The organism is Lentzea atacamensis (assembly GCF_003269295.1).
GTDB classification, from domain to species: domain Bacteria; phylum Actinomycetota; class Actinomycetes; order Mycobacteriales; family Pseudonocardiaceae; genus Lentzea; species Lentzea atacamensis.
In genome coordinates this window covers 300923-324876 of the sequence record NZ_QLTT01000011.1, presented here as the reverse complement: position 1 = coordinate 324876, position 23954 = coordinate 300923, and the positions used below count along the sequence as shown (strand labels likewise).

The 23954-nt window shown below is 68.6% G+C and carries 24 protein-coding genes; 9 read left to right on the top strand and 15 right to left on the bottom strand.

All coding sequences use genetic code 11. The annotated features are described in order from the left end of the window. On the top strand, positions 1 to 213 hold a 213-nt coding region (locus C8D87_RS38380), incomplete at its 5' end, for an HNH endonuclease signature motif containing protein (protein ID WP_146772001.1). Positions 214 to 1052: 839 nt separating this feature from the next. On the opposite strand, the gene C8D87_RS38375 is transcribed toward C8D87_RS38380, so the two are convergent. From C8D87_RS38375 to C8D87_RS38360, 4 genes are all read right to left on the bottom strand, one after another. Continuing rightward, entirely contained in the window at positions 1053 to 1316 is a 264-nt protein-coding gene (locus C8D87_RS38375) for a DUF397 domain-containing protein (RefSeq protein WP_109634277.1), read from the bottom strand. 84 nt (positions 1317 to 1400) lie between these two features. Continuing rightward, entirely contained in the window at positions 1401 to 2414 is a 1014-nt protein-coding gene (ilvC, locus tag C8D87_RS38370) for a ketol-acid reductoisomerase (RefSeq protein ID WP_109634279.1), read from the bottom strand. Between the two features lie 23 nt (positions 2415 to 2437). After that, complete coding sequence (ilvN, locus tag C8D87_RS38365; protein ID WP_030467896.1) at positions 2438 to 2944, bottom strand: acetolactate synthase small subunit; 507 nt, start codon at positions 2942 to 2944, stop codon at positions 2438 to 2440. After that, positions 2944 to 4776, bottom strand: a complete 1833-nt coding sequence (locus C8D87_RS38360; protein ID WP_112230917.1) for an acetolactate synthase large subunit — start codon at positions 4774 to 4776, stop codon at positions 2944 to 2946. The genes ilvN and C8D87_RS38360 overlap by 1 nt, the downstream gene beginning before the upstream one ends. A gap of 232 nt (positions 4777 to 5008) precedes the next feature. Here C8D87_RS38360 and C8D87_RS38355 point away from each other — a divergent pair, with 232 nt between their 5' ends. The 3 genes from C8D87_RS38355 to ilvD all read left to right on the top strand — a co-directional run bounded on the left by C8D87_RS38355 (position 5009) and on the right by ilvD (position 7770). Then, positions 5009 to 5428, top strand: a complete 420-nt coding sequence (locus C8D87_RS38355; RefSeq protein WP_170154826.1) for a PH domain-containing protein — start codon at positions 5009 to 5011, stop codon at positions 5426 to 5428. Then, the gene (locus C8D87_RS38350) at positions 5425 to 5850 is read left to right on the top strand and encodes a vitamin K epoxide reductase family protein (RefSeq protein WP_109634287.1); all 426 of its coding nucleotides are present in this window, start codon (positions 5425 to 5427) and stop codon (positions 5848 to 5850) included. The genes C8D87_RS38355 and C8D87_RS38350 overlap by 4 nt, the downstream gene beginning before the upstream one ends. Positions 5851 to 5925: 75 nt before the next feature. Continuing rightward, entirely contained in the window at positions 5926 to 7770 is a 1845-nt protein-coding gene (ilvD, locus tag C8D87_RS38345) for a dihydroxy-acid dehydratase (protein ID WP_112230915.1), read from the top strand. Between the two features lie 169 nt (positions 7771 to 7939). Here ilvD and C8D87_RS38340 read toward each other — a convergent pair whose 3' ends face one another. From C8D87_RS38340 to C8D87_RS38330, 3 genes are all read right to left on the bottom strand, one after another. After that, the gene (locus C8D87_RS38340) at positions 7940 to 8182 is read right to left on the bottom strand and encodes a hypothetical protein (protein WP_112230913.1); all 243 of its coding nucleotides are present in this window, start codon (positions 8180 to 8182) and stop codon (positions 7940 to 7942) included. 10 nt (positions 8183 to 8192) lie between these two features. Continuing rightward, positions 8193 to 8921, bottom strand: a complete 729-nt coding sequence (locus tag C8D87_RS38335; RefSeq protein ID WP_112230911.1) for a DoxX family protein — start codon at positions 8919 to 8921, stop codon at positions 8193 to 8195. A 79-nt stretch (positions 8922 to 9000) separates the two neighbouring features. Then, entirely contained in the window at positions 9001 to 9945 is a 945-nt protein-coding gene (locus tag C8D87_RS38330; protein WP_112230958.1) for a 2-hydroxyacid dehydrogenase, read from the bottom strand. Here C8D87_RS38330 and C8D87_RS38325 point away from each other — a divergent pair. After that, the gene (locus C8D87_RS38325; protein ID WP_233439362.1) at positions 9944 to 10858 is read left to right on the top strand and encodes an alpha/beta fold hydrolase; all 915 of its coding nucleotides are present in this window, start codon (positions 9944 to 9946) and stop codon (positions 10856 to 10858) included. The genes C8D87_RS38330 and C8D87_RS38325 overlap by 2 nt on opposite strands. A 10-nt stretch (positions 10859 to 10868) precedes the next feature. Further along, positions 10869 to 12026, top strand: coding sequence for a PQQ-dependent sugar dehydrogenase (locus tag C8D87_RS38320; protein ID WP_233442487.1), 1158 nt, complete (start codon positions 10869 to 10871; stop codon positions 12024 to 12026). Between the two features lies 1 nt (position 12027). Here the strand turns inward: C8D87_RS38320 and C8D87_RS38315 are convergent, their stop codons facing one another. Then, positions 12028 to 12954 carry a LysR family transcriptional regulator gene (locus C8D87_RS38315; protein WP_170166735.1) on the bottom strand — a complete coding sequence of 309 codons (927 nt, stop codon included), beginning with the start codon at positions 12952 to 12954 and terminating at the stop codon, positions 12028 to 12030. A 146-nt stretch (positions 12955 to 13100) separates the two neighbouring features. Here C8D87_RS38315 and C8D87_RS38310 point away from each other — a divergent pair, with 146 nt between their 5' ends. From C8D87_RS38310 to C8D87_RS38300, 3 genes are read left to right on the top strand one after another with little or no spacing between them, the layout of a single operon-like run. Continuing rightward, a complete protein-coding gene (locus tag C8D87_RS38310; RefSeq protein ID WP_211337225.1) occupies positions 13101 to 13625 on the top strand; it encodes an MPN domain-containing protein in 525 nt (174 codons plus the stop codon). After that, a complete protein-coding gene (locus C8D87_RS38305) occupies positions 13622 to 13990 on the top strand; it encodes an SgcJ/EcaC family oxidoreductase (protein WP_170166734.1) in 369 nt (122 codons plus the stop codon). The genes C8D87_RS38310 and C8D87_RS38305 overlap by 4 nt, the downstream gene beginning before the upstream one ends. Continuing rightward, positions 13987 to 14355, top strand: coding sequence for a VOC family protein (locus C8D87_RS38300; protein WP_112230905.1), 369 nt, complete (start codon positions 13987 to 13989; stop codon positions 14353 to 14355). Before C8D87_RS38305 ends, C8D87_RS38300 begins: the two co-directional genes overlap by 4 nt. A 46-nt stretch (positions 14356 to 14401) precedes the next feature. Here C8D87_RS38300 and C8D87_RS38295 read toward each other — a convergent pair whose 3' ends face one another. The 7 genes from C8D87_RS38295 to gatC all read right to left on the bottom strand — a co-directional run bounded on the left by C8D87_RS38295 (position 14402) and on the right by gatC (position 23752). Beyond that, positions 14402 to 16888: a M14 family zinc carboxypeptidase gene (locus C8D87_RS38295; protein ID WP_112230903.1), complete on the bottom strand. Its 2487-nt coding sequence runs from the start codon at positions 16886 to 16888 to the stop codon at positions 14402 to 14404. Positions 16889 to 17184: 296 nt separating this feature from the next. Further along, complete coding sequence (locus C8D87_RS38290; protein WP_112230901.1) at positions 17185 to 19758, bottom strand: CHAT domain-containing protein; 2574 nt, start codon at positions 19756 to 19758, stop codon at positions 17185 to 17187. 83 nt (positions 19759 to 19841) lie between these two features. Then, positions 19842 to 20093: a hypothetical protein gene (locus tag C8D87_RS38285; RefSeq protein ID WP_112230899.1), complete on the bottom strand. Its 252-nt coding sequence runs from the start codon at positions 20091 to 20093 to the stop codon at positions 19842 to 19844. A 185-nt stretch (positions 20094 to 20278) separates the two neighbouring features. Continuing rightward, positions 20279 to 21781 (bottom strand): Asp-tRNA(Asn)/Glu-tRNA(Gln) amidotransferase subunit GatB, encoded by a 1503-nt coding sequence (gene gatB / locus C8D87_RS38280; protein ID WP_112230897.1) that lies wholly within the window; start codon positions 21779 to 21781, stop codon positions 20279 to 20281. Beyond that, positions 21778 to 21975, bottom strand: coding sequence for a hypothetical protein (locus C8D87_RS38275; protein WP_325049751.1), 198 nt, complete (start codon positions 21973 to 21975; stop codon positions 21778 to 21780). Before C8D87_RS38275 ends, gatB begins: the two co-directional genes overlap by 4 nt. After that, positions 21972 to 23456, bottom strand: a complete 1485-nt coding sequence (gene gatA / locus C8D87_RS38270) for an Asp-tRNA(Asn)/Glu-tRNA(Gln) amidotransferase subunit GatA (RefSeq protein WP_112230895.1) — start codon at positions 23454 to 23456, stop codon at positions 21972 to 21974. Before gatA ends, C8D87_RS38275 begins: the two co-directional genes overlap by 4 nt. Beyond that, positions 23453 to 23752, bottom strand: coding sequence for an Asp-tRNA(Asn)/Glu-tRNA(Gln) amidotransferase subunit GatC (gene gatC / locus C8D87_RS38265; protein ID WP_086660690.1), 300 nt, complete (start codon positions 23750 to 23752; stop codon positions 23453 to 23455). The genes gatA and gatC overlap by 4 nt, the downstream gene beginning before the upstream one ends. Positions 23753 to 23954 lie beyond the last annotated feature (202 nt).

Genomic DNA, 23954 nt, shown 5'->3' with positions numbered 1-23954 from the left:
AAGCATTGCGACGCCCACCACATCCACCACTGGGCCGACGGCGGCGACACCTCCATCGACAACGGCGTCCTGCTCTGCCGCCATCACCACCGGCTCATCCACCGCAGCGGGTGGACAGTGACGATGGTGCAGGGAGTGCCGGTGTTCTATCCGCCGCGCTGGCTGGACCCGCTGCGAAAACCCAGACGCAACCTCCTCCACACCGCCGCCTGATACTGGGTCGGCGACACCGCCGCGCGCCGAAAACCCGGCGCGCGGCAAAGGCAAGGCGGGTTCGAGGCCTGCCAACAACGGCAAAGGCGATGCCGAGGCTCCCGGAAGTAACCGCACATGGCGAGTCGCGGCGCGGGAAGCAACGGCAAAGGCGAAACCGTGGCGCCCCCATTGAATAACCGCGATGGCGGAGCCGAGCCGTAAAGGGCAATGCACCGCCGTGCAACCGGTAATTCCCGCACCCGAACAAACAAACGCAACCACGCACGCTCGCGATTGGGGCTTGACTTTGGGTGCGAGGTGCTACCGTGTTCGGATCGGCCGGGCGCTTCACATGCCCGGCTTTTAAAGGCCGACCAGCGCCTCGCAAGGGCCCCGAAGTCAAGCCCCAATCGCAATCGTCGCGAAGCGGCGATGAAACGACCCGGCGCCCGTCAAGGCCCGCGCAACCACCTGCGCAAGGTGAGCGGACGCACGCCAGGTGACCCGTGCGCGAGCCGGCCCAGCCCGCGATCCCCTTTGCAGCGGCGGAAAACCGGCTGACCAGGGCCCCGGTGCCTTGCTAGCTTCGGGTTGTCGGTGCCTGACAGAACTCAGGAGCGGAATGCGTGACGTACGGGTGCAGCAGGAGTTCCACGTCCTCGTGAGGTCCGCGTGGCAGTCGTCCACGACGTGTGTCGCGGACCTGCGGGCCCAGCTCGGTGCGGAGAAGCTCGCCGCGGCCAGGTCGCTCATCGCGGCCACCGGGGCGCGGCGGCGTCGGGATCGGGTTGACGGGACGGACGTTCGGCGCGGGGGCGGGTCGCGGGCGCGCCATTGGGGGGCGGGGCCGGTGGCTCCTACCAGGGCTCGTCGAACTCCCCGTCCTTTGCGCCTGCTACGAAAGCGTCCCACTCGGCCATGGTGAAGACGAGGACCGGTTCGAGCTGCTTGGAGTTGCGCATCGCCACGTAGGTGGCGCCGTCGGTGTGCGGGACGAAGGCGATTTCGACGTGGCCGTCTTCCGGTTCGGGCTCTGGCGGGCGCTTCCACTCCGCGTTGCGGAGGTCCAGGTTGCCGCGCACGTGGGCCTTGTCGTCGTAGATCGGCGCACTTTCCGTCATGGGAGTCAAGCTAGCGGATGATCAACTGCTGAAAGCGGAAAGGCCCGCGGAGCGTTGCTCCGCGGGCCTCCCTGGGGGAAGGACTCAGGCGGTCTCGGTGATCGGGCGGTCGACCCACGACATCATGTCGCGGAGCTTCTTGCCGGTGGCCTCGATCGGGTGGTTCTCGCCCTCCTGCTGCAGCTTGCGGTAGTTGGCGCGGCCGTTGTCGTCCTCGGCGACCCACTCGGAGGCGAAGGTGCCGTCCTGGATCTCGCCCAGGATCTTCTTCATCTCTTCCTTCACGGAGGCGGTGATGACGCGCGGGCCGCGGGTCAGGTCGCCGTACTCGGCCGTGTCGGAGATCGAGTAGCGCATGCGGGCGATGCCGCCCTCGTACATGAGGTCGACGATCAGCTTCAGCTCGTGCAGGCACTCGAAGTACGCGACCTCGGGGGCGTAGCCCGCCTCGGTCAGCACCTCGAAGCCCGCCTGGACCAGAGCGGACGCGCCACCGCAGAGGACGGCCTGCTCACCGAAGAGGTCGGTCTCGGTCTCTTCCTTGAACGTCGTCTTGATGACGCCGGCGCGGGTGCCGCCGATGCCCTTGGCGTACGAGAGCGCCAGCGCCTGAGCCCCGCCGGAGGCGTCCTGCTCGACGGCGATGAGCGCGGGCACGCCCTTGCCGTCCACGAACTGGCGGCGGACCAGGTGGCCGGGGCCCTTCGGGGCGACCATGGCGACGTCCACACCGGACGGAGCCGTGATGAGGCCGTAGCGGATGTTGAAGCCGTGGCCGAAGAAGATCGCGTCGCCCTCCTTGAGGTTGGCGGCGATCTCGTTGGCGTAGATGTGGCGCTGGGCGGTGTCCGGCGCCAGGATCATGATCACGTCGGCCCACGCGGAGACCTCGGACGGCGTGCCGACCTCCAGGCCTTCCTCCTCGGCCTTGGCGCGGGACTTGGAGCCCTCCTGCAGGCCGATGCGGACCTCGACGCCCGAGTCGCGCAGGGACAGGGCGTGGGCGTGGCCCTGGCTGCCGTAGCCGATCACGGCCACCTTGCGGCCCTGGATGATGCTCAGGTCGGCATCGTCGTCGTAGAAGATCTCGACGCTCACGGAAACTTCCTCTCTCAAAATACTTAACGCACCGCGGTGGCGGTGATGGAACGAGCGCCACGGCCGATGGCGACCATGCCGGACTGGACGATCTCGCGAAGCCCGTAGGGCTCCAGCATGCGCAACAACGCGTCGAGCTTCTCAGAAGTCCCGGTGGCCTCGATCGTGACCGCCTCCGGCGACACGTCGACGACCTTCGCGCGGAAGAGCTGAACGGTTTCGAGGACCTGCGACCGCACCGTCGCGTCAGCACGAACCTTAATCAACACCAGTTGCCGCTGAACGGAAGCGGTCGGCTCGAGCTCGACGATCTTGATGACGTTGATGAGTTTGTTGAGCTGCTTGGTCACCTGCTCCAGCGGCAGCTCGTCCACCGAGACGACGATGGTCATGCGGGAGATGTCGGGGTACTCGGTGCGGCCGACCGCGAGCGACTCGATGTTGAAGCCGCGGCGGGAGAACAGACCGGCGACGCGCGCGAGCACACCGGGCTTGTCCTCGACCAAAACGCTCAGCGTGTGCCTGGTCATCACAGATCCTCGTCGAACAGGGGGCGGATGCCGCGGGCGGCCATGATCTCGGAGTTGCCGGTGCCCGCCGCGACCATCGGCCACACCTGGGCGTCCTTGCCGACGACGAAGTCGACCACGACCGGCCGGTCGTTGATCTCCAGCGCCTTCGCGATCACCTCGTCCACCTCCTCGCGCGACTCGGCCCGCAGGCCGGCGCAGCCGAGCGCCTCCGCCAGAAGCTTGAAGTCTGGGATGCGGTGCTTGTGCGTGCCCAGATCGGTGTTGGAGTACCGCTCGCCGTAGAACAGCGTCTGCCACTGGCGGACCATGCCCAGGTTGCCGTTGTTGATGACGGCGATCTTGACGGGCAGGTTCTCGATGGCGCAGGTGGCGAGCTCCTGGTTGGTCATCTGGAAGCAGCCGTCACCGTCGATGGCCCACACCGTGCGGTCCGGCTCGCCCGCCTTGATGCCCATGGCGGCGGGAACGGCGAAGCCCATCGTGCCGAGGCCACCGGAGTTGATCCACGTGCGCGGCTGCTCGTACTTCACGAACTGCGCCGCCCACATCTGGTGCTGGCCGACGCCCGCCGTGTAGATCGTGTCGGACGGCGACATCGCGCCGATCCGCTCGATCACGTACTGCGGCGACAGCGTGCCGTCGTCCGGCCAGTCGTAGCCGAGCGGGAACGTCTCCCGCAGCGAGTTCAGCGTGTCCCACCACGGCGTGAGGTCGACGGCCCTGGCCGTCTCGCGCTCGGTGCGGACCGCGTCGATCAGCTCGGTGATGATCTCCTTGCAGTCGCCCACGATCGGGACGTCCGCGCGGCGGTTCTTGGAGATCTCGGCCGGGTCGATGTCGGCGTGGATGATCTGCGCGTCGGGGGCGAACGAGTTCAGCTGGCCGGTGACGCGGTCGTCGAACCGCGCGCCCAGCGCGATCAGCAGGTCCGACTTCTGCATCGCCGCGACGGCCGCGACGGTGCCGTGCATGCCGGGCATGCCGAGGTGCTGCTGGTGCGAGTCGGGGAACGCCCCGCGCGCCATCAGCGTGGTGACGACCGGGATGCCGGTGTCCTCGGCGAGGCGCAGCAGCTCGGCCGACGCGTCCGCCTTGATGACGCCGCCGCCCACGTACAGGACGGGCTTGCGGGCGCCGACGATCAGCTTGGCTGCTTCGCGCACCTGCTTGCCGTGCGGCCGGGTCGTCGGCCGGTAACCGGGCAGGCGCAGTTCGGGCGGCCAGGAGAAGCTCGTGGTCTCCTGCAGCACGTCCTTGGGGATGTCGACGAGGACAGGGCCGGGTCGGCCGGTCGCCGCGATGTGGAACGCCTCCGCGATCGCCCGCGGGATCTCCGCGGCGTCGGTCACGAGCATGTTGTGCTTGGTGATCGGCATCGTGATGCCGCAGATGTCCGCCTCCTGGAAGGCGTCCGTGCCGATCAGCGGCCGCGACTGCTGGCCGGTGATCGCGACCATGGGCACGGAGTCCATGTTCGCGTCCGCGAGCGGGGTGACGAGGTTGGTCGCACCCGGTCCCGAGGTCGCCATGCAGACCCCGACCTTGCCGGTGGCCTGCGCGTATCCGGTCGCCGCGTGTCCTGCGCCCTGCTCGTGGCGGACGAGGATGTGCCGGACCTTCGTGGAGTCCAGCAGCGGGTCGTACGCGGGAAGGATCGTCCCGCCGGGAATTCCGAACACCACTTCGCAGCCGACCGCCTCGAGCGATCGCACAAGCGACTGAGCACCGGTTACACGAATCGGTGCGCCACTGGGCGGGGCCGGTTTGGGCCGCGGACCTGGACGTGGCGACGTGGGCTCGGGAGCCTGTCGCGATGGTGCGCTGGTCATCTCATTGCCTCGTGGGTATCGGGGTCCGGACACGAAAAAACCCTCGACAACCCGTAGATGGGTCGTACGAGGGTCGCGCGTCGACGCAGGCTGTTCGGCTCAGGCGTCGACGCGCCTGAGAAGTACGAGAACGAGCGTGCGCTGCATGAAGCGGACGTTATCGCCTCGCGCAAGAGTGCGTCAACTCTGCGAGACGGAATTCCCGGATCGTGGACGTGGAACAATCCTTCGAGTGAAGAAGCTGGTCTTTCGCATCCCGGCAACGGCGCTGCTCGCGGCGGGTCTGATCGCGATCTGCGTGACGCCTGTGGCGTGGGTCGCTCCGGGACTGCAAGCGCTCTACGTTCTCCCGCTCGCGTACGCGTACTGGGTCGTCCGCAACCGCACGACGGTCACCGAGGAGGGTCTTGTCGCTCGTGGACTGTTCGGCTCGACCACGGTGAAGTGGGACGAGCTGAAGTCGATCCGGCTCGTCCGCAAGGGCTGGCTCAAGGCGGTCAAGGACGACGACACCGAGGTGACGCTGCCCGCGGTGCGGTTCATGCACCTGCCGGCGCTGTCGCTGGTGAGCGGTGGGCGGGTGCCCGACCCGAGTGTCGTGGAAGAACCTGCGGAGTCCTCAGAAGAAGAGTCCGTAGAGTCGGAGAAGTGACCAAACGAGTTCCGCTGCTGAGCCTGCTGCTGTCCATCGCAGGCCTGCTGATCTCGGCTTATCTGACGTACACGCACTTCAACGCGAGCGCGCTGCTGTGCTCAGCGGACGCGGTCGTCGACTGCGAGACCGTGACCACGAGCGAGCAGTCGGAGCTCCTCGGCATCCCCGTCGCGTTCCTCGGAGTGGCGTTCTTCGCGTTCCTCACCGTGATCTGCCTCCCGTTCGCGTGGCGGATCGAGGCGCTCAAGTGGGTGCGGCTGAGCGCGGTCGGCGTCGGCGTGCTGATGGTCGTCTACCTGGTCGCGGCCGAGTTCCTGCTGATCGGCAAGATCTGCCTGTGGTGCACCGCTGTGCACGTGATCACGCTCGCGCTGGCCTATCTGCTGGTCTCGGCGAGTCTGCGCACAAGTAACCTTTGAGGCACCGCTCCCAGACTGGTGGACGCCACACCCCGCGTCCCGCGCGCTTTTTCTTGAACTGAATCTGGAGGAGCAGTGCCTCAGCTCCGCTCTCGCACCACCACACACGGCCGCAACGCTGCCGGAGCCCGCGCTCTCTGGCGCGCGACCGGCATGACGGACAGCGACTTCGGTAAGCCCATCATCGCGATCGCCAACTCCTACACGCAGTTCGTGCCGGGTCACGTGCACCTGCGGGACCTCGGCGACATCGTGGCCGAGGCCGTGCGCGAGGCGGGTGGCGTGCCGCGCGAGTTCCACACCATCGCGGTCGACGACGGCATCGCCATGGGCCACAGCGGCATGCTCTACTCGCTGCCCAGCCGCGAGATCATCGCCGACTCCGTCGAGTACATGGTCAACGCGCACCAGGCCGACGCGATCGTCTGCATCTCGAACTGCGACAAGATCACCCCCGGCATGCTGAACGCGGCGATGCGGCTCAACATCCCCGTCGTGTTCGTGTCCGGCGGGCCGATGGAGGCCGGCAAGGCCGTCGTCGTCGAGGGTGTCGCCGTCGCACCGACCGACCTCATCACCGCGATCGCGGCCTCGGCCTCTCCCGCCGTGAACGACGAGGGTCTCAGCGAGGTCGAGCGCTCCGCGTGCCCGACGTGCGGTTCCTGCTCCGGCATGTTCACCGCGAACTCGATGAACTGCCTGACCGAGGCGCTGGGTCTGTCGCTGCCGGGCAACGGGTCCACGCTCGCCACCCACGCAGCGCGCCGCGAGCTGTTCTCCGAGGCCGGCCGCGTGGTCGTGGAGCTGTGCAAGCGCTGGTACGGCGAGGACGACGAGTCGGCGCTGCCGCGATCGATCGCGAACCGCAAGGCGTTCGAGAACGCGATGGCGCTCGACATGGCCATGGGCGGCTCGACCAACACCGTGCTGCACATCCTCGCCGCCGCGCAGGAGGGCGAGATCGACTTCACGCTGCAGGACATCGACGACCTGTCCCGCCGCGTGCCGTGCCTGTCCAAGGTGTCACCGAACTCCGACTACCACATGGAGGACGTGCACCGGGCCGGCGGAATCCCCGCGCTGCTGGGCGAACTGGACCGTGCGGGCCTGCTCAACCGCGACGTGACGTCGGTGCACACGCCGACGCTCGCGGAGTGGCTCGCGAAGTGGGACATCCGCGCGGAGAACCCGTCGCCGGAGGCGATCGAGCTGTTCCACGCGGCGCCCGGCGGAGTGCGCACCACCGAGGCGTTCTCGACGTCGAACCGCTGGTCCTCTTTGGACACCGACGCGGCGAAGGGCTGCATCCGCGACATCGAGCACGCCTACACCAAGGACGGCGGCCTGGCCGTGCTGCGCGGCAACCTGGCCGAGCGCGGCGCGATCATCAAGGCTGCGGGCATCGACGAGGAGCTGTGGCACTTCGAGGGCCCGGCGCGTGTCGTCGAGTCCCAGGAGCAGGCCGTGTCGGCGATCCTGAACAAGGAGATCCAGGCGGGCGAGGTGCTCGTCGTGCGCTACGAGGGCCCGTCCGGCGGTCCCGGCATGCAGGAGATGCTGCACCCGACCGCGTTCCTCAAGGGCTCCGGACTCGGCAGGAAGTGCGCGCTGATCACGGACGGCCGCTTCTCCGGTGGCTCGTCGGGCCTGTCGATCGGCCACATCTCGCCGGAGGCGGCGGGCGGCGGCACGATCGGCCTCGTCGAGAACGGCGACCGGATCCTGATCGACGTGCACGAGCGGCGACTCGAACTGCTGGTGGACGACGACGTGCTGGCCGAGCGGCGCGCCAAGATGGAGGCGTCGGAGCGGCCGTGGCAGCCGGTGGACCGGATCCGTCCGGTCACGGGTGCGCTGCGGGCGTACGCGCGGATGGCGACGGACGCGTCCACGGGCGCGGTGCGCGACCCGAACCGCTGAGGCACGTCGTGCCGGGACGGTGTCACGGCTGCACGGTGAAGACCCCGCGCGCCCACTGGCCACCGTCCCGGCACTGCCCGGTCACGGTTCGCCCTTCACATGCCGTCTTTCACCGAAATGTCGGCGCACGCGGCACACGGCTTGAAGGAGAAAGGATGTCAATACAAGGTCAAACGGCGAACGACAGCGCCAGGCAGGCGCCGAACACGACCCAGCCCGTCAGCGGTCCGCTGACGGGCCGGTCCGTCTTCTTGACCATGACGCCGCTGATGATCAGGCCCGCGAGCAACCCGAGCGGCGGTAGCAGGGACTTCGCGGTGAGACCGAACGGGAACGCCACCAGGTAGACGACCGGAATCCCGATCACGAGCAGGGCGAGCTGGAGCAGCGCTCCCGTCAGGTTCTTCCGCACGGGGATGTTCTTACCGGAACACGAAGTACGTCACCGCCGCGCCACCCGCTCCGAGCAGGAGTGCGATGAAGCCGGCCGCCAGCGGGTGGCGGAACCAGCTGCGGTTGTAGTCCAGCGCGGCCCGGCCTGGTCCGGCGAACAGCGCCGCGAACGCCATGCCCGCGAGCGCCAGCTCGAGCTCCACTCCGTTGGCGCCGAAGAAGCCGCCCTTCCACTGCAGCGCGATGACGTTGGCCATGATCGCGAGCAGACCCGCCGCGGCCAGCGGCGTGAAGAGGCCCAGCACGAGCAGGCCACCGCCCGCGAGCTCGGTGATGCCGGTGACCCAGGCGAGCACGACGGACTCGCGGTAGCCCATCTTCTCGAGCGACTGCGCGAAGCCGTTGATGCCGGGGCCGCCGAAGAGACCGAAGACCTTCTGCAGGCCGTGCAGGATGAAGATGCCGCCGAGCACGGCGCGCAGCCCGAGCAGACCGAGGTCGGGACCGGCGGTCCAGCCGAACTTCTTCCGGTCGTCCTCGAACGGGTCGTCGTCCGCCGGGCTGTCCACAGTGGACTTGTCCAGCGGCGTGTAACCCGTCGTGTCGAACGCCTTCGTCGTGGAGTCGTACGGCGAGGCCGCTCCGCCGACTCTGGTCGTGCTGTCGTCGAAGTGGTGCACTCCCCCTCCGCTGCTCGAGTAGAACGAGTCGTCGGAGAAAGCGCTCGATGTGGTCGAGCCTTTGTCGTGAGTAGCCACGCCCGCACGCTAGGAGACCCGGTACGGGCGCGCGAGATCCGAACGGCAGCTTAGGTTCACCCCAATGGACTAGGGGTCCCTAGTAAGCACCGTTCACCAGGTTGCGCGGACGTTCCCCGGCGACGTAGCGAGCGACCTCCGCCGCGACGATGGCGTACGCGCGCCGGGTGTGCCCAGTGCAGCTCCCGGCGACGTGCGGGGTCAGCAGCAGGCCGGGCGCGGTCCACAGTGGATGAGCCTCGGGCAGTGGTTCGGGATCGGTCACGTCCAGGGCCGCGCGCAGCCGCCCGGAGTTGAGCTCCGCGACCAACGCCTCGGTGTCGACGACCGGGCCGCGGGCGCCGTTGACCAGGATCGCGCCGTCCTTCATCGCCGCCAGGAACTTGGCGTCGACGAGGTGCCTGGTCTCCTCCGTCATCGGCGTGAAGATCACCACCGCGTCGAACTCCGGCAGCAGCGACGGCAGCTCGTCCACACCGCGCACGCCGTCACGGGCGGTGCGGCCGACCAGCACCGCCGTCGCGTCGAACGGTTCGAGGCGACGCTTCAGCTGCGCACCGAGGTCGCCGGCGCCGACGATCAGAACCTTCTTGTCCTGCAAGGTGTCCGTCAGATGGTAGTCCCAGCGGCCCTCGGCGCGGGCCCGTTCGAAGACGAGGAAGTCTCGGTATATCGCCAGCAACGCGCCGATCGCCCACTCCGCGGTGCTGCCGCCGTGCGCGCCGCGGCACGTGGAGAGCATCACGCCGTCCGGCACGCGACCGACGAAGTTCTCCGCACCCGCGCTCAGCAACTGCACGAGCTTGAGCTTCGGCAGCTGCGCGAACACGTCGCGGGGATCGGTGCCGGCGAGGAACTTGGGGACCAGGACCTCCGCGTCCGCTGCCTCCGCGGGCAACGGCTCCCCCGGCACGTAACGGACCGGCCGGACACCGTCCACCTGAGACAGCGCCTGGACTCCGAAATCATCTGGCACGAGCACGGTGAGCGTCACCAGAGCAAAGTACGTCAGAATGGCGCCCATGCGGGAGCACGACGTCATCTCCTGGGACGGCACGAAGATCCGAACGTGGCAGGCACCGGGTGAGGGAACACCGGTACTGCTGTGCCCCGGCGTGGGTTCCGGACCGGAGTCGTGGCCCTCGCTGACCGATCGCGGCGGTCTGCTCAGCTGGTACATGCGCGGCACGATGGGCTCGGACAGGCCTGTCGACGAGCGCAACATCTCGTTGGACGACCACGTGTCGGACGCGATCACCGTGCTGGACGACGCGGGCATCGAACGGTGCGTCGTCATGGGCTGGTCGATGGGCGTCACGATCGCGGCGGAGCTGGCGTTGCGTCATCCCGAACGGGTGGCGGGCCTGCTGCTCGTCGCGGGCGCGCCGGGCGACTCGTTCGCCGGCATGCTGCCGCTGCTGCCCGGTGGTGTCCGCCGGTTCGTCGGGCTGACCGGCACGAAGCTGCTCCAGCAGGCAGGTCCAGTGCTGGACAAGGTGCTGCACCGGGTGCCGGTGACGGACCTGACGACGTTCCTGCTGCGACACAGCGGCGTGATCAAGCCGTCCAGCGACCCGAAGGCCGTGGCCGCCGCGGTCAGCCGGTTCCTGCAGCACGACTGGCGCTGGTACTTCACGCTGGCGCTCGCGCTGGGCGAGACGCCGCGCCAGGACCTCGGTTCGATCGTGTGCCCGGTCACACTCCTGGCGGGACGCGACGACCTGCTCGCGACGACGGAGAGCATGTCCGGCCCCGTCGGCGCGCTGCCCCAGGCGCGGCTGAGGGTGTTGCCCTGCAGTCATTACCTGCCACTGGAGGCTCCCGAGGTGGTGGCCGCCGAGCTCGACCTGCTGCTGGACCGGGTGCGGTCGGTCGACTTCGCGATCGAGTCCACCACTGGCGAGGCGTTCACTTCGGGTTCACGGTCGCGCACCTAGCCTGGGAGTCGTGGTTCGTTCCGTCGTGTTGCTGACCGCCGCCTGCCTCCTGGCAGGGGGCTGCGCGAGCTTTCCTGACGAGCCGGCACCGACGAGCTGGAGCGCCCAGCCACAGCTGACCCCGCAGGCGGGCCCGCGTCCCGAGCTGCCTGGCGAGTACCGCCCGTCGCCGGGCGAGCAGGGCAGGGGGCAGACGCCGCAGAGCGTGCCGCCGCCGCAGGGCTGCAAGGACTTCAACCCGGCGGTGATCGGCACGTGCCTCAGCACCGTCACCGGCGTCGCCCCGATCGGCGCGGACGCCCAGGGCGGTGTCGCCGCGTACGCGACGGAACGCGGCGGGCGCCTGGTCAAGGTGACCAAGGACGTCGACCCCGTGGTGATCGCCCAGATCGAGGTGGACGCGTCGACGGACGGCGGGCTGACCGGGCTCGCGCTGTCGGCAACGTTCCCCGAGGACCAGCTCGCGTACGTCTACGTGACGACCGCGACGGACAACCGGGTGCTGCGCATCGCACCCGGTGACTCGCCCAAGCCGATCCTCACCGGCATCCCCAAGGGACCGTCGGGAAATCGCGGTGTCCTGGCCAGCGACCGCAAGGGCTCGATCCTCGTCGCCACCGGTGACGCGGGGAACCCGGCGCTGGCCGCCGACCCGAACTCGCTCGCGGGCAAGGTGCTGCGCATCGACGGCTCCGGCAAGCCCGCCCAGGGCAACCCGACGGCCGGCAGCGCCGTCGTCTCGTCCGGGCTGCGGCTGCCCGGTGGCCTGTGCGTGTCCGCGGACGCCCAGAAGGTCTGGGTGACCGACTGGTCGGCGAACCACGACGCCGTCTACCGCGTCGTGCCGGGCAAGCTCGGTGACGCCGCGTGGACCTGGCCGGACCGGCCGGGCGTGATGGGCTGCGCCTCCTACAGCGACGTGCTGATGGTGTCGACGGCCAGGACGCCAGGCATGCAGAACCTGCCGATGAACCCCGCCGGGGCGTTCACGGGCAAGCCCGAGCCCTTCATGCAGCAGGACGGCTTCGGCCTGATCGGGCCGATGGAGATGCTCAACGACACGGCGTCGGTCGTGGGCACGATCAACAAGGCCGGCGGCCAGCCCGTGTCGTCGGACGACCGCGTCGCGATCGTCGTGCGCGAAGGCGGCGGCGGCTCGAAGGACTGACCTACGAGTTGTCTCGCCACCACCGCGCGTACACCTCGCTCTCCTCGACCAGCTTCAGATACCCGGCGGTGACCTGCCCGCACAGGTCGTCGACGTGCTGGGCCACCGGTGCGTCGAGACGCCAGGCCAGCACGACCTCGCGGACCAGCGGGTTTCCCGTGACCGGCAGCCTCGCGACGCCGGCAGGGGTGCCACCGACCGGGTAGAGCGGGCACACCGCGCCCGACTCCCTGATCAACGTCAGCGCGACGTGCGCCTCGCTGCTGAAGTGCGCGATCCGCTGCTCGAACCCGGCCGCCGCGCACTCGCGGGCGAAGTGGGCGTTCATGCCGCTGTCGTCCGGCTCCGGCATGACCCACTTGTCGCGGGCGAGCGCGGCGAGCGGGATCTCGGGCTCCTGCGCGTACGGGTGGTGCGCGGGCACACCGACGAACAGCGGCTCGCGGGTGAGCAGGCGATGGCCCACGTTCGGCGGCAGTGTCAGCGGAGTACCGGGAAACTGCCGCATCACCGCGATGTCGAGTTCGCCCGTCGTGAGCAACGCGGTGAGCGTCCCGGTCTCCTTGATGGTGCGGCTGGTGACGTTGTCCTTCAGCGCGCTCACGAGTAGTCCGAAGTGGTAGGCGGGGATTCCGGCGACCCTGGTCGGAGCGGTGGGACTTTGCGCGTTACGGCGCGTTACGCGTTCCAGGCTGACCAGCTGGGTGAGCATGGACCGCGCCTCCTGCACGAAATCCTGGCCGGTCGGAGTGAGCCGCACACCGTCGGCCGTGCGGAGGAACAACGCGCCGCCCAAATGGCCCTCGATGCGTTTGAGCTGCGTCGTCACCGCCGGCTGGGTGAGGTGCAGGCGTGCGGCCGCCTTGCGCAGGCTGCCGCAGTCGGCGATTGCCACGACCAGTTCGAGATGTCGCACTTCGAGTCGCACAAGCATCATGTTATCGCTGAATGTAATAGCCCCAATACCCTCCGGAATCTCGCGTGAGACGATGCCGTCTCGATACGTTCGCCGACGTGATGGAATTGGCCGAGCGACCGACGCGCACCGATGCGGTGCTGTTTTCGGACCGCGCAGTGAAAACGTTTCTGGAGGCCGCGTCCGCCGAATACTCGTTCATCACCGAGGACGAGCCGAGACCGTGTTTCGCGGTGCTGCTCGGCCGGTCCGCCGGCACCGAGGCCGTGGTCGAGGAGGTCGCGTTCGGCCGCAACGCGCGTCTGACCGATCCGTCGGCGCGCGAGGAGTTCGCGTCCACGATCGTGCCGCGGTTCGGCACGGCGTACGAGAACCCGGTGCGGGCGTGGTGGCTCGACCCCGCCGACCTGCTGACGATCACTCGCGCCGCCGACGCGGCCGGTCTGGACGTGCTCGGCTCGATCCACCTGCACCCGGACTGGCACCGGCTCGGCCCCGAGTGCGAGCGCAACCGGCCGTTGAGCGACCACCCGACGCCGATGGACGAACACATGTTCCGCAACAGCGGATGGCCCGTGAACGTCGTCTGCTACCTCGAACGCCGCCATGGCGGCCTCTACTACTCGCTTGCCGCGTGGGACGCCGAGTGCCTGCGCCTGCCGCTGAGGACGAACCACTCATGAGCGAACAGATCTACGCACTCTGGCGACGCATGGAGCAGGGCTGGGCGCAGGGCGACGGCGAGATGTTCGCCAGTGTCTTCGCCCAGGACGTCGACTTCGTGACGGTGCGCGGCGAGGAGCTGTTCGGCCGGCGGGCGGTGGCGCTGGGCCACGGGCAGCTGTTCGCCGGGCCGTACCGCGACACCAAGCTGACTGCGGAGATCAGCCTGATCAAGCCGCTGTCCGACGGGATCTCGCTCGTGCACGTCACGTCTTCCATCGCCCCGGCGGGCATCACCACACACGCGCAGGCCGTCGTCGTGCAGCGCGAGGACGTGTGGGAGATCGCCGCGTTCCACAACATGATCCCGAAGGAAAAGTCATGAGCAGGCCACGGTTGCGGCACATCGCGTTCGTCGTGCGGGACGCGAAGGAGATGGCCGGCTTCTACACGTCGCGGTTCGGGATGGAGCTGTTCCACACCGATCCCGACGGCAGCCACTTCGTCACCGACGGGTACATCAACCTGGCGCTGATCCAGCAGCGGCTGGACGGGGACGTGCCGACCGGGTTCAACCACTTCGGGTTCCAGGTGTCCTCGGTCGAGCCGTACCTGGAGACGCTGGAGCCTCGTCCGGCACTGCGGGGCGGGGACCGGCCGTTCGCCGAGTATCGGGCCATCGACCCCGAGGGCAACTGGTTCGACCTCTCGGCACACGGCTTCCTGCCGCCGGGAGCCGGGGAGAACTGAAGCGGAGGGCCGGGGAAGTCGGGAAACTCCCCCGGCCCTGTCGTCGCTACCGCGTGCCCGTCCAGAAGATGGCGCGCGCGACCTGGGCGTACAGGCCCTTGGGGTGGTTGCGGAACATCGGCTCGGTGCCGAAGAGAACCACCTTGGCGCCACTGGCCGCGGTTCCGGAGACAACCGCTGCCTGACCCGCTGCGGCGTCCTGGCCACCCGTGCCGTTGTCGCGTGCGTGCCAGTGACCCGCGGCGATCACGGTGCTGCCGTAGCGCTGGTCGACCGTGACGTCCGGGCCGAGGTTCGTGAACCACTGCGGCGAGTAGACGAACGAGTGCGGCAGCGCACCCGTGCCGACCGGACCGGTGCCGTTGACGACGTTCACCACGCCGTTGGCGTCCTCCCAGCCCGCGACCGGGGTGGCCTGCAGCAGCTTGGCGTCCACGTTGAACTTGCTGCCGGTGCGGCCGCGGGTGATCACGCCACCCCGCTGCAGGAACGCGTCGAGCGACGCCTTGGCCGCGGGGTTGAGCTGGGTGTAGTCCAGACCGGCTCCCACGTACAGCGCGTCGATCCGCGACCAGTCGAAGCCCGCGTTCAGCACGGCGGTCGAGATCGTCCGCACCTCGAACCCGGACTCGCGCAGCACCTGCAGCTCGTCCGCGCTGACCGCGGCCGCGACCACCTTGCGCTGCAACGCGACACCGCCGGGCTTGGCGGTGGTGAAGCGAACACCGTAGCGGTCGGCGACCTCCTGCGCGGCGGCCCGTTCCTGCGCGGGGACGACGATCGTGCCGTCGTTCTGGCTGCGCAGCTGGAGGCCGCGTGCCAGCAGGTCGTTGACGGCGTTGACGTCCTTCTGGTCGTTCAGCGTCAGTGCCAGGTCTGCGCCCGGTGCGGCATCGATCTGGCCGGTCGGCGAGGCGGCGACGACGGGCTTGCCGTCGAAGCGGAACTGCCCGCTCTTGAAGACGTCGACCGACGCGCCCCAGAGCAGGCGGTGGCTCCAGCCGGAGATGTCGTACATGACCGGCGCCTTGTCCGAGATGTCGCTGCCCTGCTCCAGCATCACGTTGGCCAGGCCGCGCTTCGGCTGGTGCATGTCCACCACGTAGGCCCCGGCCGGATAACGCTTACCGCCCAGGGTGAACGGCTTCTCAGCGCGTTCGACGCGCACGTCGTGCCGCACGAGCTGGTCGACGAGGCGTGCGGCGGCGGGCGCCGAACGGTCGTTGGTGATCACGTACGCGCGCGGGAACTCCGTGGTGAAGCGGTCCTCCGGCCCGAAGCCTGGCACGAACCCGTCCGGGATGTACCGCTGCGCCTCACCGGCGGCACCCCTGCGGAACATCTCGGTCTGGTTGGCGATCAGGCTGCGCCGGTTGTCGTCCACGTAGTCGAGCGTGGTCTTGATGGTGGCCTCGACGACGTCGGTGTTGATCTTCGAACGCCGCTGCAGCTCGGCCACCGGCAGGGCGTCGTAGTCGCCGCGGTTGACCCGCATGGGGATCTCGATCGTGTACGAGACGGCACCGTGGTACATCGAGTACTGCGCGGTGTAGATCGGCGCCCAGCCGTCCCACTCGCCGACCGGGTAGTCGCGGAACGGGATCTCCGGCTTCGCCGCCTCGGGGTGTCCCAGCGCCTGCACGGCCTTCTCCATCAGCAGGCCACCCGCGTAGCCGTGCTTGATGTACAGGTCGAAGTCGTAGTTCTGCCCGTGCGGCGGCGTGGTCGGCTCGATCAGCGTGTTCGCCACGTAGCCGTGCTCGTCCAGCATCATCACCGGCTGGGTGCGTTCGACCATCTCCTGCATCACCCGGTTCTCGGGCTGCGAGCTCGTGACGAAGTCGCGGTTGAGGTCGAAGCCGGCCGCGTTCGCCCGCGTGCCGGCGACCCGGCCGTCCGGGTTCGCGGTGAGGTTGAAGTAGATCCTGCTGCGCCGCAACAGGTCCTGGGTCTCACGGTCGTTGGACGTGGCGAGGTGCTCGATGACCCGCAGCGCGCCGTCCGTACCCTCCCACTCGTCGCCGTGGATGTTGTTGTTGATCCAGATCGGCGCCTTGTAGAGCCCGGCCGGGACGCTGCGGCCCTCTTCGATGCTGGCCCGGAACCGTTCCTGGACACGGGTTTCCGCAGGGCTCTCGGGCGCGGTCAGCGTGACCAGGTACAGGTCGCGGCCGAGTGCCGACTGGCCGGCGACCTCGACCGAGATCCTGTTGCTCTTCTGCTGCAAGGCGTTCAGCTTCGGCGCCAGCGAGTGGTACGGCGCCAGGCCGAGCTTGATGGACTTGTCCGCGGAGTTCTCGGGATACGTCCGCAGCTTCGTCCTGCGCGGGTAGCCCTGGTAGCGGTCAGCCTGGTTCTCCCCCTGCGCCAGCACGGACTGTGCCAGGTAAGCGCTGTCCAGCGTGGCGATCTCATTGCGTTCAGGCCCGTTTCCGGGCTCACGGTCCGGGTGCGACGGTTGTGCCGTTCCGTTGGCGGGCGCGGCCACAGCCGCGGCGACCGCCAGGAGAACAGCGAGCAGAGTTCTGCGCATGCGGTTGTTTCTCGCACAACGGCCCGCTCATCGACTAGAGCCGATAGGCGGGCCGTTGGTGCGGACACCGTCACCCCGGCCTCACCCCCTGGGCGGCCGCGGCGACCGTGACCGTGTTTCCCCTCGGTCAAGACGCCGACCGGAATGAACACGTTGTCATTCGGGTCTCGACCAGCGTCGCACACGACATCGCCCACGAGCGAGAGAAGTTCACCAACCGCGCCCGCTGCCAGGGCAGAAGCAACTACTGACCAGCGCGTTCATTTCGCTCTTGACGAGACAACCACCCGAACGGCCTAGCCAGAGCCCAGGCACAGGAAGGGCCGGCGGAACGGGTCCTTGGCCATCGCCTCCGCCAGCGCCACAGCCGGCGCCGCGCCCGCGACGAGAGCCTGGTGGTAGTCCGCCATCGCCGCCGCGCTGGCCTCGTCTCCGACCTTGCTGGCCGCGGCGACGACAGTCCTGGTGCCGCCCGCCAGCATCGCGCCAGCGAACCCCAGAGCCTCGTCACCAGGCCTGATGCGGTTCAAGGCCAGCGAACAGGCGGCCAGGACGACGTGGGCAGGCGGCTTGCGGAGGCGGCCGAGCTCGTGGGCGAACAACGGGCCGTCGACGAGCTCGAGCCGCGAGAACAACGCGTTCTCGTTCTCGTGCTCACCGTGGGCCGCGATGTGCACCAGGTCGGCGCCGTCGAGGTGCGCGAGCAGCTCAACGGCCGTCGCGTCATCGCCAGAAAGGATGGTGGCGCGGTCGTGGTGCGTGGCGAGCCGGTCGATCTCACCGGTCGGCAGGCTGAGGCCAGGCCCCCTCACCAGCAGCACCTTGTCGGTCTTCGGCTTGCCGGACTGGGCGGCCGCGAGCCACGCCGTCGCGGAGGGGGCTGTGGCGACAGGCCTGCCGTGCAAGCTCGGGAGCACGCCCCAGGGAACCGCGTACAGGGGCCCGGTCGGCACCATGACCAGCTCGCGCTCCCCGATGAAGCGCTTGAGCGGCTTGATCAGCAACGAGTCCAGCGCGTCCGCCTGCTTGCGCGCGGAGGCACCGATGACCTGCACCAGCGGTGGTGGCAGGTGGTCAGGCGCCAGTGCGTTGAGGTCGAAGTGAAGCTTCCTCGCACTCTCCAACGCCTCACTCGCGTCGCCGAGCCGGACCATCCGCACCCGGTCGCCCGCGACGACGAGGGCGATCATCTCCCCCTCAGAGGCGACAAAGCTGACCATCGCCCGGTCACCCAGCCCCGCCACGATCTCGCCGACCGCCGCCATCGGACGCGGCCTGCCCCAGCGCTGGGCGTTCCACCCCCTCCGGTTGGCCTCCCTCTGGGCCTTCGCCAGCTTGGCGCGCAACTCAGCGGTGGGCCTGCCGTCGAGACCCGCGCGCATCAGGTCGCGTGCGAGACCGCGGACCTCGACGATCTGTTCAGCCAGCTCGGAGTTCTCCACGTGCTCGAGCGGTTCGTAGCGATACGTCTGCGCCCGAGTGCGTTCGAGCCACACGTACAGCTGCCGGGCGTCGTTGTTTTCCAGCGCCAGGCGAATTGCCAGCTCACCCAGCTCGCGGCCGTGCACCGCGGTCGCCGACACCAGTTCGAGCCCACCGAGCTGGTCGCGAACCTGGCCCAGCTCCTCCAGCCCCTTGCGTGCGTGCAGCAGCGCGGCCCGGCGATTGCCCTTGGCCAGAGCCAGTTCCGCGAGCACGAGCCTGCGCTGCATGCGGTGGTCGATCGGCGTGACCGTACGCGGACCGGGGAGCTGCCGCAGCAGCTCTTCGCCTTCAGCGAGCCTGCGCCTGCGGATCTCCAGCCGCGCCGCTAGGAGCTTCGCCAGCCGGGCCTCGTCGAGGAGATGATTGGCCTCCAGGTGGCTGGAAACAGTGAGAGCCTTCTGCACCAAGGCATTCGTCACTCGCTTTGCCTGCATGGCGTGAGCCCAGAGTTCGATCAACGCGGCCATGATCCACCAGGTGCTGCCGCGTTTCTCCAACTTGCGCATCGAGGCCTTCGCCATCCGGCGGGCGAGGTCGAACTGCTCGTCGAGAAGCGCCGCCGAAGCGCGGAACATCTCGACCTCGGCAACGCCCTGCTTGAGCTTCTCCCGCCGCATCACCGGGAGTGCCTCGTCGAGGTGCACACCGGCCTCGTCGAACAGCCCGATCATGATCAGAGCTTCTGCCTGGTCGAGCTGCACGCCCGAGAGCAACGAGTACGACTCCTTCGCGCGGAAGATGCGTTCGGCCTCTTCGTACCGACGCAACGCCTCGGCCAGATCCCCGCTCTGCTTGTAGGTGTTGGCGAGCGCGTAGATCGCATACGGGTAGAGATCGTCGAGGCCGTGCTCGCGAGAGAGTTCGAGGGTCCGTTCGAGGTCGGCGACAGCAGGATCACGCCGGCGAATGGCGGCGTTCGCGAAGGCCCTGGCGATCAGTGAAGACGCGAGCCGTTGCACGAGCTCGGTGTCGACCCGATCCGGTGCGGTGCTCATCACGTTCTCGGCGTAGGTGATGAATGGGCCGTACCAGGCGACTGCCTTCTCCGGCTGGCCCCTGCGCATGATCAGGACGCCCTGGCTGTAGTCGATGCTGCCCGACAGCTGGGCGGACAACCAGCGATCGGTGAGCCGCTCGACGTTGCGCCGGGCCTCGTCGAACAGCTCGACGGCGGCGTCCATGCCGCTGGCCTCCCCGACGCACCGGCCGAGGTTGTAGAGGATCCGCACCCGCAACTCGGTCCGTTCGGGACTGTCGGGTGCACGGTCGGCGTGCACGAGTGCACGCTTGAGAAGCCGGATCGCGGACGGGATCCGGTACTGGCCCTGCTCCGCCGATCCCTTCAGGTACAACTCGCGCGCTGTGTTCAAGGCACGAGCGGGCATGTGATCATCACACCACATGCACCCGAATGGCGCTGTCCTCCAACCAGGCGCTGACACCGGCTGGAGGACAACGCACAGCGTGACTAGCTGGCCACTTCTTCCGTGGTCAGGTTGTCAGGGTGGTTCGGGCAGTCCTTGTCGTGCTCGACCGGACCCTCGGAGACCAACCGCGGCTCGCCGACCAACGGGTGCCCCGGAGGCATGCCGCAGCACTGCGGGGTCAGCGGCGGGTCTTCCTGCGGCGGGGTCTTCGGGTCCTGGGTCTCGTCATCCGTGATCAGGTCCTTGACCTTGTCCAGGATGTCACCCAAGAAGCCTTCACGCTGGGTGGTCATGAGGTTTCCCCCCTCGTTTGGACTATTTACTTCCCATCCCCCCAGATGGGTGCGTCAGAAAGAGTCGCACACACGGCTACGGGTATACGTCTCATTTAGCTAACAGCCACTCGGTCGGCCTAAGATCACAAAGGGCCACCTGCACAAACAGGTGACCCTTTGTGATTTTTGCTTCGATTATGTATCTAGGAGCAGCGTGCGAGCACGATCTCGCGCACGCGGGCCGCGTCGGCCTGGCCCTTCGTGGCCTTCATGACCGCGCCGACGATGGCACCGGCCGCCTGGACCTTGCCGTCGCGGATCTTCTGCGCGACGTCCGGCTGGGCGGCGAGGGCCTCGTCGACGGCCTTCTCCAGCGCCGTGTCGTCCGAGACGACCTTGAGGCCGCGCTTCTCCACGACCTCGTCCGGGGAGCCTTCGCCTTCGAGGACGCCGTTGACGGCCTCGCGGGCGAGCTTGTTGGTCAGCGCGTTCGTGTTCACCAGCTCGATCACCCTCGCCACCTGGCCCGGGGTGATGGGCAGGTCGGACAGCTCGACGCCGCGGGTGTTGGCCTGCTGCGCGAGGTACGACACCCACCAGGAGCGGGCCTCGTCCGGCTTCGCTCCCGCCACGACGGTGGCCTCGATGAGGTCCAGCGCGCCGGCGTTGACCAGGTCGCGCAGCACCTCGTCGGTGAGGTTCCAGTCCTTCTGGATGCGCGCGCGGCGCTCCCAGGGGAGCTCGGGCAGGGTGCCGCGGAGCTCCTCGACCCACTCGCGCGACGGCGCGATCGGGACCAGGTCGGGCTCCGGGAAGTAGCGGTAGTCCTCCGCCGTCTCCTTCTTGCGGCCGGGCGACGTCGAGCCGGAGGACTCGTCGAAGTGACGGGTCTCCTGGGTGACCGTGCCGCCGGAGGCCAGCACCGCGGCCTGGCGCGTCATCTCGAAGCGGACGGCGCGCTCGACGCTGCGCAGCGAGTTGACGTTCTTGGTCTCGGTGCGGGTGCCCAGCTCGCCGGTGGTCTTCGGCGTGAGCGAGACGTTCGCGTCGCAGCGCAGCGAGCCCTGGTCCATGCGGACGTCGGACACGTCGAGCGCCTTGAGCAGGTCGCGCAGTGCCGTGACGTACGCGCGGGCGACCTCGGGGGCGCGCCTGCCGGTGCCCGGGATCATCTTCGTGACGATCTCGATCAGCGGCACGCCGGCGCGGTTGTAGTCGAGCAGCGAGTGCTCCGCGCCGTGGATGCGACCGGTGGCGCCGCCGACGTGCAGCGACTTGCCCGTGTCCTCCTCCATGTGCGCGCGCTCGATCTCGACGCGGATGACCTCGCCGTCGTCCAGCGTCACGTCGAGCCAGCCGTTGAAGGCGATCGGCTCGTCGTACTGCGACGTCTGGAAGTTCTTCGGCATGTCCGGGTAGAAGTAGTTCTTCCTGGCGAACCGGCACCACTCGGCGATCTCGCAGTTCAGCGCGAGGCCGATGCGGATCGCGGACTCGACGGCCTTGCCGTTCACCACCGGCAGCGAGCCCGGCAGGCCCAGGCACGTCGGGCAGGTGTGCGTGTTCGGCTCGCCGCCGAACTCGTTGGCGCAGCCGCAGAACATCTTCGTGTTGGTGTGCAGCTCGACGTGCACCTCGAGGCCCAGGACGGGGTCGTACTTCTCGATGACCTCGTCGTAGTCCATCAGCTCAACCAGAGAGGTCATGCCAACTCGTCCTTCCGCAGAGCACGAACGGCCAGCGCCGCACCGGTGACCGCCACGGCGATGCTGGCGATCGCGTTCGCCAGGGCCAGCTTGTCCTTCTTCGCACGGGCGGCCTTGAAGCCCGAGAACGCTCCCACGGCTCCTGCCACGGCGCCGGCGAGGCCGAGGAAGCCCCTTGCCTTCTTGATGTTCACAGCGACGGACCTCCGAACGCGCCACGCGCGGCCTCGTACGCCGCGGCGACGCGGTACATGCGGTGGTCCTGCAGCGCCGGAGCCATGATCTGCAGGCCGACCGGCAGACCGTCCTCATCGGACAGACCGCTCGGGACGCTCATCGCCGGGGTTCCCGCGAGGTTCGCGGGAATCGTGCAGAGGTCCGCCTTGTACATGGCGATCGGGTCGTTCGCACGCTCACCGATCTTGAACGCCGTGGTCGGCGTGGTCGGCGAGATGAGCACGTCGAACGTCGCGAACGCCTTCTGGAAGTCCCGCGTGATCAGCGTGCGCACCTTCTGCGCCGAGCCGTAGTACGCGTCGTAGTAGCCGGACGACAGCGCGTACGTGCCGATCATGATGCGGCGCTTCACCTCGTCGCCGAAGCCCGCCTCGCGGGTCAGCGACATGACCTCCTCGGTGCTGCGCGTGCCGTCGTCGCCGACGCGCAGGCCGTAGCGCATGGCGTCGAACCGGGCGAGGTTCGACGAGCACTCGCTCGGCGCGATGAGGTAGTAGGCGGGCAGCGCGTAGTCGAAGCTCGGGCACGACACGTCCGCGATCTCCGCGCCCAGCTCCTTGAGCTGCGACACGGCGGCCTGGAAGCTGCGCAGCACACCCGGCTGGTAGCCCTCGCCCTGGAACTGCGTGACGACACCGACGCGCACACCGGACAGGTCGCCGTTCAGGCCCTCGCGAGCCGCCGCGACCACGGCGGGCACCGGCTCGTTGATCGAGGTGGAGTCCATCTCGTCGTGGCCGGCGATGATCTCGTGCAGCAGCGCGGCGTCGAGCACCGTGCGCGCACACGGACCGGCCTGGTCGAGGCTGGAGGAGAACGCGACGAGGCCGTAGCGGCTGACACCGCCGTAGGTCGGCTTCACGCCGACGGTGCCGGTGACCGCGCCGGGCTGGCGGATCGAGCCACCGGTGTCGGTGCCGATCGCGAGCGGCGCCTGGTGGGCGGCCAGCGCGGCGGACGAGCCACCGCCGGAGCCGCCGGGGATGCGGTCGAGGTCCCACGGGTTGTGCGTGGGGCCGTACGCCGAGTTCTCGGTAGACGAACCCATGGCGAACTCGTCCATGTTCGTCTTGCCGAGGATGACGACGCCGGCTTCCTTGAGCTTGCGGGTCACCGTGGCGTCGTAGGGCGGCAGCCAGCCCTCGAGGATCTTGGAACCGACCGTGGTCGGCACGCCCTCGGTGGTCATGACGTCCTTGAGCGCCAGCGGCACGCCCGCCAGCGGCGACACGACCTTGCCGGCCTTGACGTCGGCGTCGACCTTGCGGGCCTGCGCGAGCGCGCCCTCGGCGTCGACGTGCAGGAAGGCGTTGACCTTCCCGTCGGTCTCTGCGATGCGGTCCAGGTGAGCCTGCGTGACCTCGACGCTGGAGACCTCACCGCTGTGGATCTTCGCGGCGAGCTCGGCCGCGGTGGCGTGGATCAGGTCGTTGGTCATGCTTCCTCACCCAGGATGCGGGGCACGCGGAACCGGCCGTCCTCGGCTTCAGGAGCGCCTGAGAGCGCCTGCTGCTGACCGAGGCTCGGACGGACCACGTCCTCGCGGAAGACGTTGGTCAGCGGAACGGCGTGCGACGTCGGTGGGATGTCGGCCGTGGCGATGTCGCCAACCGTGGCCACCGACTGGAGGATCACGTCGAGCTGGCCGGCGAACAAGTCGAGCTCGTCCTCGGTGACGGCCAGCCTGGCGAGCTTCGCCAGGTGCGCGACCTCGTCGCGGGAGATGCTGGGCACTCCTGTCAACCCCCGTAGGGTCGGGATTCGAATCGGGAACCCCGTGAGTCTATGGGCTGGTCAGGCGCGCCTTCGAACGGGTTGCCGCGCGGGACTTTGACCGACGTCTCAACTTAACCGTTCCGCAACGCGGACAGCGGGTCATGCATTGAGGATGCGTCTGCGAGAATCACCGACCGGCAACGGCGCGAGACGCGGGGTC